Consider the following 9,717-nt stretch of genomic DNA (forward strand, 5'->3'; position numbering starts at 1 on the left):
AGCTCGGCGACGAATGGCAACGCGCAGGCGTACACAGCGCGGGCCGTCAGCAGGAAATCTGCGACGCACTCGCACAAACGACGCGCGACCTCACCACGCAGGCCGCCACGTTCGAACAACGCTCGAACGATCTGCTGTCGACGATCCGTGATTCGCACGCCGGCTTGCAGACGCAACTCGCCACACGCGACGAAGAACGCCTCAACGCATGGAACGATTCGCTCGCCGCGATGGCGGCCGCGCTGCGCGACGAATGGGCGCAGACGAGCGCGCAGGCCGCGACGCGCCAGCAGGACATCTGCGACACGCTGGCCCGCACCGCGAACGACATCACCGCGCAGGCGCAGGTGCATGCGAGCGACACGATCAACGAGATCGCGCGCCTCGTGCAGGCCGCATCGGAAGCACCGAAGGCCGCGGCCGACGTCGTCGCCGAGCTGCGCCAGCGCCTGTCCGACAGCATGGTGCGCGATACCGCGACGCTCGAGGAACGCAGCCGCCTGCTCGCGACGCTCGAAACGCTGCTTGGCGCGGTCAACCACGCATCGACCGAACAGCGCACCGCGATCGACGCGCTCGTCAGCACGTCGGCCGACTTGCTCGACCGCGTCGGCGCGCGCTTCAACGACACCGTCGATGCCGAAACGCGCAAGCTCGATTCGGTGGCCGCGCAGGTCACCGCGGGCGCGGTCGAGGTCGCAAGCCTCGGCGATGCGTTCGGGATGGCCGTGCAGGTGTTCGGCGCATCGAACGACAAGCTGCTGACCCACCTGCAGCGCATCGAGGCCGCGCTCGAGAAATCGCTCGCGCGCAGCGACGAGCAGCTCGAGTACTACGTCGCGCAGGCGCGCGAGGTGATCGACCTGAGCATGATGACGCAGAAGCAGATCGTCGAAGACTTGCAGCAGCTCGCCGGCCGGCGGGCGCCTGTCGGAGCGTAACGCATGCACGACGAAATCGACGGCGGCGCGCAATCGGCGCCGGTGTGGCCCGCGTTCGCCGACCTGATGTCGGTGCTGCTCGGTGCGTTCGTGCTGATCCTCGTCGGCGTGATCGGCATGCAGCTGCAGCTCACGTCGAAGCTCGAGGAAGCCGTGCGTGCGCGCCAGCTCGAAGCGCAGCAGCGCAAGTCGCTCGAACAGGCGCTTGCCGGGCCGCTCGCTGCCGGCCGCGTGACGCTCGTGAACGGGCGCATCGGCATCAGCGGCAACGTGCTGTTCGCGCTGAACTCCGACCAGTTGCAGCCCGCGGGCCGCGACCTGCTGAAGACGCTGGCCGCGCCGCTGGCCGCCTACCTGAAGACGCGCGACGAGATCCTGATGATCAGCGGTTTTGCCGACGACCAGCAGGTGCATGCCGGCAATCGCCAGTTCACGGACAACTGGGAACTGTCGGCCAAGCGTGCGCTGACGGTCACGCGTGCGATGATCGACGCCGGCGTGCCGGCGCCATCGGTGTTCGCGGCCGCGTTCGGCTCCGAACAGCCGGTCAGCTCGAATGCGGACGATGAAGGCCGTGCGAAGAACCGCCGCGTGGAGATCGCGCCGGTGCCGCGCAAGAGCGCATCGAACGGAGGGAAGGCGAAGTGACGGACGACGCGACGCCCGCCCGCGCGACGCTCGACGCATGGCGCGAGCAGGGTGCCGACCGGCTCGATCCCGTGCGCTTTCACCGGATCGACGCGCTCGAACGGCGCGCGGCCGTGCTCGACGGCGACGCACGCGGCCTGCTCGACGCGCGGCTGGCAACGCTGATCGAGGGCTTCGCAGAGGTCGTCGCGCGGACCGATGAAGCGAAGCCTGCGCACGATAGTGCGGAAGCCGCGGCAGGTGCGCCCGTACGCGGCGCGATTGCGGAACTCGTCGAACGGCTTGCGCGCGATGCGCAGGCTGACCGGCGCGGGCTCGATCCCGAGCTGGTCGACTACTTCCGCACGATGTGGTCGAAAGTTCGCACGGAGCAGCAGTACCGGCAGTCGCTCGACCAGGTGCCGCGCAATGCGGGGCCGCTCAATTCGAACAGCCTCGTGCACCGGTCGCTGTCGACGATGCGCGAGCTGTCGCCGGAATATCTGCAGCAGTTCCTGTCGTACGTCGACGCGCTCGCGTGGCTCGAGGATCTCGCCGGTGGCGGCGCGCAGCCCGAGAAGGAAGCGCCGCGCGCGAAGACGGTGAAGAAGGGCACGCGGACCAAGAGCCGGTAGCGAGCGACCACGGGCCGCTGCGGCGGGAGCCGGTTACATCGACACCGAGCCCGACTTCGCTGCGCTTTGGTACCGGGCCGCGCTGATGAATTTCGAAAAGCGTTCGCACCAGATCACGACCGACGTGTACCGCGCGGGATTCACGTCGGCGGGAAGCGGTACGACGAAATTGCCGAATGTCTTCAGGTCGCCCACGCGCGCCGCACGCGCCTTGATCGCGAGGAACGACGCCTTGGAGTCGACGAATTCCGGAACGAGATAGATCTTGTAGTCGGGCCCCGGTGCGATGTCACCTTCGAAGGCAATCGACGAATCGGTGATCGTCAGCTTGCCGTCTGCCCAGTGCAGCGGATCGCTTCCCGGCAGGTTGCGTTCGAAGCGGCCGGTATGGCGTGTGTTTTCGGCGGCCACTTGCAGTTCGACGGCGCTTGCGCCCTCCGATGCCGTCAGGATCGGAAGCACGTAGATGCCTGCGGCGAATGCAACGAGACCCGTCGCGAGATGCGACGCGATCAGTATCCAGATTCTGGTTTTCATGTCGGACCCTTTGAACGAGAACAGGCGGTGGCTCATGGCCACATGCGTGTAGTCGAGCGAGCCGGCGAAATCTGACAGCCGATCGGTTTTCATCTGATCATGCCGTCCACATTGGGCGCGACGCCTGGCCGTGGCACGGCATCGCGATGCGGCGTCGAATAAATTTCGCCGGCGGGTGTCATCTTTGCGCTCGCGGATCGACTCACTCTCCGTCGACAACGTCGTCGATGCCAAGGAGAGTTCAAATGAACAAGCTTGCTCTGTATGTTCTCGCGACGGTTGCCGCGACCGCTTCCGTTTCCGTTTCCGCATGGGCCGCGCCGCAGTCCACCGTGACGCGCGCGGAGGTCACGGCCGAACTGGCCGCACTGCACGCGGCCGGCTACCGTCAGACCGGTGAAGACCCGCACTATCCGGCGCGACTGGCGGAAGCGCTGACGAAGATCGGCTCGACGGGTACGTCGGCTGCCGATGCAAGCGGATACGGGACGATGTCGCCGACCGCGAGCGAATCGGGCTCGGTTGCCGCCGACAGGCCGATCTATCGCGGACGATGATCCGCGCAGGACATTGCGTCTGTCGACGGGCGCAATGTCCGACTCGTCCGGACTGCGATGCGTTTGCGGATGCGCAACGTCAGCGCGGTGGCGCGCCTTCGGCAATTGCCGCGCCGAGTGCGTGCAACGCATCGGCCAACGCCGACGCGAATGGCGGATGCGCGGCGATGCCTGCCGCATCGAGCTGGCTTCCGAGGATCGGCAGCGTGATCGACGCGCGCTCGACGATGCGTGCGGACATCACCGACAGTGTTTCCCGCAGCGCCGCGTCCGCGTGCGTTGCGCGCGGCGACGCATTCAGCACCGCGACCGGCTTGTAGACGACCGCTTCGCACCCGACGACCCAGTCCAGCGCGTTCTTCATCACGCCGGTCACGCCGTGCGCGTATTCCGGGCTTGCGATCAGCACGCCGTCGGCCGCGTTCAGGCGATCGATCAGGTCGCGCACGGCGGCGGGCGACGGATATTCGGTATCGGGATTGAACAGCGGGAATTCCGCGAGGCGATCGAAGCGCGCGATGCACATGCCGCGCGGCGCGACGAGCGCCGCTGCATCGAGCAGCGCGGCGTTGTACGACTGCGACCGGAGGCTGCCGCACAGGGCGACGATGTCGATGCGGCGGTCGGCGTCGGTTCGGGGATCGGTGGTCATCGATGAGCGTTTCGGTTGGCGTGGTGCGCTGCCGCGTCGCGCGGACCGGACGGATTATCGCATCGGCGTTCGGGCGGCGTGGCTCGTGGTGCGCGGTGCGCGTCGCCGACGCTACGCGGTCCGCGCCGATGCGCTGAACATTGTCGCGGAATCTCAGCGAGCCGGGTCGGCATCGCTCATCCCGGCCACCCGCGCGAATTCCGTCATCGTCCACCCGTTGCCGAGCAACAACCGCCGCGTATGCAGCGCGCCGTGCACGTCGTCCGGAACGGCGTCGCCGAGATAACGCAGCGCGCGGCCCTCGACATCGACGAAGCCGTGCCGGTAGTCGTGCGCGAGCGCCGTCCACAGCTGCGCGGCGCCGACCGACTGGCGCGCGCCGCTGATCAGACACAGGCCCGCGTCGAGCCCCCAGCGATACAGCGTCGTCGCGAGACCCTTGCGTTGCGCCGAGCCGCGCAGCCGCGTATGTGGCGCACGCAGGTAGCGGTCGGCGCGGCGCGGGATTTCGGGAAGGCGGTTGAACACCGTGTAGCCGGCAAGCTGGCGCGCGGCCGGATCTTCGACATACAGGAAGTATTCGCCGTCCGCTTCGCGGTGGCGGACGATCAGGCCCGAGCGGCCGAGCGCGACGGCCGGCAGGCCGTGCAGGCGATGGCCCGGCTGGTGGAGGCGTGCGTGGAGCGTGTCGAGTTCAACGTCGATGTCGTGCTGGGAATGCTGTACGTCGATGCGCATGGCAAAGGTCGCCCGTCCCGGGCGGTTCGAGAAAGTGGTTCATTGCAACAACGGAAATGGAATGGGTGCGGCCCCCGGGCTCGGCGAAGCGAGCCGGGGCCGCGAATCAGCTGGGGATGTGCTGGAAACCGGCGGCGATCGCGGCGAGGCCCGCGACGCAGAGTGCAAACAGGATCAGGACTTTGTGGATCACGCCTCTTTCCTCATCAATGCGCGGTGCCGGCGGGCGGCATCGCGGAGACGGTGAGCGGCGGGCACGGCCCGCACGGCCGTCGTGCGGGACGACGGTCGGGTGTCCGCGCGACGGTTCGAGCGCGGACGGCCAGCACCATACGCGAGGTGCCGGGGGCGGGCAATCGGACTGGCGGAGAAAAGCGACGAAAAGCGAGGAATCGCGGCGTTTCGCGACAATTGGCCGCAATGGATGCGTGAGCCGATGCCACGCGGCTCGCTGCGGATCTCCGCGATCGTGTCGCGCCACGGCTTCCGGCTGCATCGTGCGATCGCACCGCGAAATCGCATACACTTCACGGCAAACGAACCCCACAAGGATCTGACCATGGGAGCGGGCCCGTCCACGGATCGCTGAGCCGCAGCAACCTTCTTCACCCGGTTGTTGCGGCGATCTCCTCTCGTCGATGACTCAGCAGGCAGATTGCCGCCGGATTCCCTTTTCCGAGCGGATGGTTTGTCATGCCCGATCAATCTGCGCCCGCATGGGCCTACTCGTTGCCGTCGGCCTTGCTGCTGATGGCTCCTTTCGATCTTCTCGCGTCGTTGGCGATGGATGTGTATCTGCCGGTGATCCCGGAGATGCCATCGGCGTTGCGTACGTCGCCCGCCATGGTTCAGTTGACACTGAGCGGCTACATGGTCTTTCTCGGCCTGGGCCAGTTGGTGTTCGGCCCGTTGTCGGATCGTTTCGGACGGCGGCCGGTGCTATTGGGCGGCGCGCTGCTTTTCTCGGCGGCGTCCCTGGCGCTCGCGATGACGAGCGGCGGTGTCGTGTTCGTGGCGCTGCGCATGTTGCAGGCGCTGGGCGCTTCCGCCGCCCTCGTGGCGACCTTCGCGACGGTTCGCGATGTCTATGCCGACCGTCCGGAAGGCAGCACCATCTACAGTCAGTTCGGCGCGATCCTCGCGGTCGTGCCCGCTCTCGGGCCGATGCTCGGCGCGGGCATTGCGCGCGGCTTCGGATGGCGTGCGATCTTCGTGACCCTCGGTGCGGCGGGATGTCTTGCGTTTGGCCGCGCGTGGTCGCGATGGCACGAAACGCGGACACGGACCGACGGCAGGCCACGGCAACCGGCTATGTCGATCATGCGCAGCCCGTCCTTCTGGGTCCATGCGCTCGGATTCGGTACTGCCATGGGCGCTTTTTTCGTGTTCTTCTCGATCGCGCCGCGTGTGCTCATCGGTCATGCCGGTTTTTCCCGCACCGAATTCAGTGCAGCTTTTGCCACCGTCGCGATCGTGATGATCGTTGCCGCGCGCTTTGCGCGATGGTTCGTGTCGAACTGGGGCATTCGGGGCTGCTTTGTCCGCGGTGCCGGCGTCATGATGACGGGCGCAATCGTGCTGGCCGCGTGCACCCTCCTGATGGCGCCGTCGTTCGTCGCCTTCGTGATGCCGATGTGGATTGTCGCGGTCGGTATCGTCCTGATGTCGTCGGTGACCGCGAACGGAGCGCTGCGGGATTTCGACGATGCCGCGGGAACGGCGGTCGCGCTGTATTACTGCATTCAGAGCCTGATCGTCGGCGGTGTCGGCACGCTTGCCACTTTGGTGCTGCCGGGCGATACGTCGTGGCCATTGGTGACCTTCTGCTTGTGCATGCCGGCGGCGTGCCTCATGGCCATTGCCGTACTGAAGCGCAGGCGCGGATGAGCCGGCGGCGTGTGCGTCGTTGGCCGGCGTGACGCACCGCCGCCCCGGCCGCCGGTCGACGCGTCACGCCGGCGGCTGCACCCCGAACGCCTGCTTGATCCGCGCAAACAACCCGTGCTGCGCGATCCATTCGGCGTACGCACGATAGTCGGGATCGCGCATCAGGTGGCGTTCTTCCGTCTTCGCGCGCAGGTAATAGATCAGGTTGACCGCGACGAGTGCGGCGCAGTGCATGAGCCCGATCTGCCAGCCGAGCGGCTCGACGAACGGCACCGACACCATCCAGTACGACAGGTTCTTCGTGATGTACGCCGGATGCTTCGTGAAGCGGTACGGGCCCGACGTGATGATCCCGCGGTTGGTGAGGTTCGAGAAGCGCAGCCCGAACGAGATCGTCGACAGCGCGTAGGTCATCAGCAGCAGGATGATCGCGGCGCCCCAGATCACGCGCAGCGTCGGCGCGGACAGCAGCCAGTTGTCCCAGAACAGCGAGCCCTCGTAACGGATGTAGTGGCCCGAGATCAGCGACCAGAACGGCTGATAGCAGATCAGCGCGGCGCCCCAGCCGAGCGCCGTCGGCTCGACCGTGCGCACGTGACTGTCGAGGATGCGGAACGTGCACAGGTAGCCGACGGTGCCGAACATCAAGTCCATCGTGAACGACAGGTCGTACAGGAACGAGAACGTCGCGAGCGACATCGGCGCATTCATCGCGTGCGCGAGCGACGCGGTCAGATGGTCGGCATCCTTCGACAGGTAGACGGTCATCAGCGGCAGGAAGAACGTCTTCACGCCCCAGCCGGCGAGCATCTCGCGCACCGGCTGCCAGCTTGCGGGCCGCTCGCGGCGGAACAGGAAGCGGCCCCACAGCAGGTACGCGTCGTCGGTTTCGCGCTGATGGCGGTCCATCCACATGAAATAGAACGGCGCGGCGACGATCACGTACGGAGCGAGCGCACGCAGCAGCGACCAGAACGGCCGGTAGAAATCACCGTGATATTCGGGCAGCAGCCAATACAGCATCCCGATGCCCGCGTAGATCGACGTGAGCGCGCCGAGCCGCGTCGCGACGCGCGCGAGGCCGAGCGGCCGCACGGCCTGACGCGACAGCCCCGCGCTCGGGCGCAGGTAGACGCGCGAGATGAGGATTTCGTGCAGCGCGATCGTGCCGATGATCGCGAGGCTCGCGATGATCGCGCGCGTCGCGGCGTCGAGGGCCGGCTGGTCGCGCGTGGACCACAGCGCGAGGAGCCCGGCCGCGATGCCGAGCAGGCCGGCGCGGAAGGGCGTGGCGGAACGGGGCGGGCGGTCCTGGACCGCGGCGATGCCGTCGAGCGTGGAATTCATGATCGGATCCTCGTCGGGATGACGGCCGGCACCCCCGCTTGGCGGGTGACGCCGGCCGTCGGCCGGGCTTTGTGTTGATGGGTGCCCGGCCATTGGCCTGTGGTTCTGGTAGGTAAAGCGTTACTTCTTGGTGCCGCCGCCCAGCAGACCGCCGAGCAGGTTCGTCACCGGCGACAGCAGGTTGGCTGCACCGCCCGAGGCACCGCCGTTCGAGCTGCCGGTCAGGCCGGCCGCCACCGTGCCGCTGCCGGCCGGCGTCGCCGCCGTGCCGGTTGCGCCGCCGGGGCTGGCCGTGCCGATGGCACCCGCCGAGCCGGCCGGCGTCGTCAGCGCGCCCGTCAGCGTGCCGACCGGGCCGCTCGTCAGCAGGCCGCCGACGGTGCCTGTCACGTTGCCTCCCGGCGTCGTGACCGTGCCGGTGAGGCTTGCGCCGAGCGGCGTCAGCGAGTTGACGAGATTGGTGACCGGCGCCAGCAGGCCGCCGACGCCCGAGCCAGCGGAGCCGCTCGTGCCACCGGTTCCGCTCGTGCCGCTCGAGCCGACGCCGCCGAGTGCGCCGGTCAGCGAACCGAGCAGGCCGGTGACCGGGGCGAGCGGGCCGCCGGTCGTGCCGCTGGTGCCGCCGGTACCACCCGTACCGCTCGAGCTGCTGCCGCCGCCGAGCCCGCCCGTCAGCGTACCGAGCAGACCGGTAATCGGGGCGAGCGGGTTGGTGCCGCTGCTGGAACTGCCGCTGGACAGCAGGCCGCCGGCCGACGCCACCGTGCTGCCGAGCTGGGACACGCCGTTGCCGGCGCTCGTGCCGACCGGGTTGCCGGTGGCGCTGCCGATCTGCGAACCGGCGAGGCCGAGGCCGCTGCCGAGCGTGCTCAGCAGTCCGCTGAGCGGAGCGCCGAGCATGGTTGCGCCGCCGAGCGTCTGCGTGGCGCCAGGCGTCGTGACGCCGCCGGTCAGCGTGTTCGTGATCGGGTTGATCACGCTGCCGAGCTGCGTCTCGAGTTGCTGGACCGGCGCGCTGTTCAGTGCGGTATTCAGCGCCGATGCGGTCGAGTTGACCGCATTGCCGACCGTGTTGACGAGATTGCCGACCAGGGTCGTCGCCGGCGCGAGCGGCGACAGCGGACCGGTGCCGAGGCTCGTCACTGCGTTGCCGAGGTTGTTGACCGCGCCGCCGGCGCCGGTCAGCAGGCCGGTGGTCGACGTCAGCGTCGGGCCGAGCGGGTTCGGCGACACGCCGATCGAGCCGAGGCCGGCCGCGACGCCGTTGCCGAGCGACTGCACGCCGTTGCCGAGGCTCGTGACCGCGTTGCCGACGCTGGTGGCCGTCGTCGGGTTCGTGCCGGGGATCTGCACGCCGCCGATCTGCGCGCCGCCGTTCGCGACCGTCGTGCCGAGTGCCGTCACGAGGTTGCCGGATTGCTGGAGGACATTGCCGAGCGGGGTGACGCTGGTGCTGGGGGTGCCGGAGGTGCCCGACGTGCCCGACGTGCCGGAGGTGCCCGAGGTACCGGAAGTCCCCGACGTGCCGGAGGTGCCCGAGGTGCCGGAAGTACCCGAGGTGCCGGAGGTACCCGACGTACCGGAAGTACCCGACGTACCGGAAGTACCCGAGGTGCCGGAAGTACCCGACGTACCGGAAGTACCCGAGGTGCCTGACGTGCCGGAAGTACCCGAGGTACCCGAGGTACCGGAAGTACCCGAAGTGCCCGAAGTGCCCGAAGTGCCCGAAGTGCCCGAAGTACCCGAAGTACCCGAAGTACCCGAAGTACCCGAAGTACCCGAAGTACCCGAAGTAC

At 68.1% G+C, this 9,717-nt stretch carries 9 protein-coding genes and 2 pseudogenes; 6 read left to right on the forward strand and 5 right to left on the reverse strand.

Annotated elements, in window-relative coordinates; all coding sequences use genetic code 11:
* From OEJ37_RS34655 to OEJ37_RS34665, 3 genes and pseudogenes are all read left to right on the forward strand, one after another.
* A pseudogene (locus OEJ37_RS34655) lies at positions 1 to 941 on the forward strand (DUF802 domain-containing protein); the annotation flags it as partial.
* A gap of 3 nt (positions 942 to 944) precedes the next feature.
* Positions 945 to 1,589 (forward strand): OmpA family protein, encoded by a 645-nt coding sequence (locus tag OEJ37_RS34660; RefSeq protein ID WP_263349500.1) that lies wholly within the window; start codon positions 945 to 947, stop codon positions 1,587 to 1,589.
* Complete coding sequence (locus OEJ37_RS34665) at positions 1,586 to 2,203, forward strand: DUF2894 domain-containing protein (protein ID WP_263349502.1); 618 nt, start codon at positions 1,586 to 1,588, stop codon at positions 2,201 to 2,203. Before OEJ37_RS34660 ends, OEJ37_RS34665 begins: the two co-directional genes overlap by 4 nt.
* A 33-nt stretch (positions 2,204 to 2,236) precedes the next feature.
* Here OEJ37_RS34665 and OEJ37_RS34670 read toward each other — a convergent pair whose 3' ends face one another.
* Positions 2,237 to 2,740, reverse strand: coding sequence for a DM13 domain-containing protein (locus tag OEJ37_RS34670; RefSeq protein WP_263349512.1), 504 nt, complete (start codon positions 2,738 to 2,740; stop codon positions 2,237 to 2,239).
* A 245-nt stretch (positions 2,741 to 2,985) separates the two neighbouring features.
* Here OEJ37_RS34670 and OEJ37_RS34675 point away from each other — a divergent pair, with 245 nt between their 5' ends.
* A complete protein-coding gene (locus OEJ37_RS34675) occupies positions 2,986 to 3,297 on the forward strand; it encodes a DUF4148 domain-containing protein (protein ID WP_263349504.1) in 312 nt (103 codons plus the stop codon).
* Between the two features lie 79 nt (positions 3,298 to 3,376).
* Here OEJ37_RS34675 and OEJ37_RS34680 read toward each other — a convergent pair whose 3' ends face one another.
* Together OEJ37_RS34680 and OEJ37_RS34685 are read right to left on the reverse strand one after the other, a co-directional pair.
* Positions 3,377 to 3,949, reverse strand: coding sequence for an NADPH-dependent FMN reductase (locus tag OEJ37_RS34680; RefSeq protein ID WP_174420674.1), 573 nt, complete (start codon positions 3,947 to 3,949; stop codon positions 3,377 to 3,379).
* A 153-nt stretch (positions 3,950 to 4,102) separates the two neighbouring features.
* Positions 4,103 to 4,687: a histone acetyltransferase gene (locus OEJ37_RS34685; protein WP_263349506.1), complete on the reverse strand. Its 585-nt coding sequence runs from the start codon at positions 4,685 to 4,687 to the stop codon at positions 4,103 to 4,105.
* Between the two features lie 693 nt (positions 4,688 to 5,380).
* Between OEJ37_RS34685 and cml the strand changes: the two genes are divergently transcribed.
* Positions 5,381 to 6,574: a CmlA/FloR family chloramphenicol efflux MFS transporter gene (gene cml, locus OEJ37_RS34690; protein ID WP_263349508.1), complete on the forward strand. Its 1,194-nt coding sequence runs from the start codon at positions 5,381 to 5,383 to the stop codon at positions 6,572 to 6,574.
* A gap of 63 nt (positions 6,575 to 6,637) precedes the next feature.
* On the opposite strand, the gene OEJ37_RS34695 is transcribed toward cml, so the two are convergent.
* On the reverse strand, positions 6,638 to 7,921 hold the full coding sequence (locus OEJ37_RS34695) for an isoprenylcysteine carboxylmethyltransferase family protein (RefSeq protein ID WP_263349509.1): 1,284 nt from the start codon (positions 7,919 to 7,921) through the stop codon (positions 6,638 to 6,640).
* A gap of 120 nt (positions 7,922 to 8,041) precedes the next feature.
* On the reverse strand, positions 8,042 to 9,325 hold the full coding sequence (locus OEJ37_RS34700) for a collagen-like triple helix repeat-containing protein (RefSeq protein ID WP_317891548.1): 1,284 nt from the start codon (positions 9,323 to 9,325) through the stop codon (positions 8,042 to 8,044).
* On the opposite strand from OEJ37_RS34700, the pseudogene OEJ37_RS34985 reads away from it, so the two are divergent.
* Positions 9,228 to 9,717, forward strand: a pseudogene (locus OEJ37_RS34985) (highly repetitive protein); the annotation flags it as partial. The gene OEJ37_RS34700 and the pseudogene OEJ37_RS34985 overlap by 98 nt on opposite strands.

The organism is Burkholderia sp. BKH01, assembly GCF_025685725.1.
Lineage (GTDB): Bacteria > Pseudomonadota > Gammaproteobacteria > Burkholderiales > Burkholderiaceae > Burkholderia > Burkholderia pyrrocinia_C.

Coding starts and splice junctions, on each gene's coding strand:
- OEJ37_RS34685 (WP_263349506.1), bottom strand. CDS start 4,687: ATGCGCATCGACGTACAGCATTCCCAGCACGACATCGACGTTGAACTC.
- OEJ37_RS34660 (WP_263349500.1), top strand. CDS start 945: ATGCACGACGAAATCGACGGCGGCGCGCAATCGGCGCCGGTGTGGCCC.
- OEJ37_RS34695 (WP_263349509.1), bottom strand. CDS start 7,921: ATGAATTCCACGCTCGACGGCATCGCCGCGGTCCAGGACCGCCCGCCC.
- OEJ37_RS34675 (WP_263349504.1), top strand. CDS start 2,986: ATGAACAAGCTTGCTCTGTATGTTCTCGCGACGGTTGCCGCGACCGCT.
- OEJ37_RS34670 (WP_263349512.1), bottom strand. CDS start 2,740: ATGAAAACCAGAATCTGGATACTGATCGCGTCGCATCTCGCGACGGGT.
- OEJ37_RS34680 (WP_174420674.1), bottom strand. CDS start 3,949: ATGACCACCGATCCCCGAACCGACGCCGACCGCCGCATCGACATCGTC.
- cml (WP_263349508.1), top strand. CDS start 5,381: ATGCCCGATCAATCTGCGCCCGCATGGGCCTACTCGTTGCCGTCGGCC.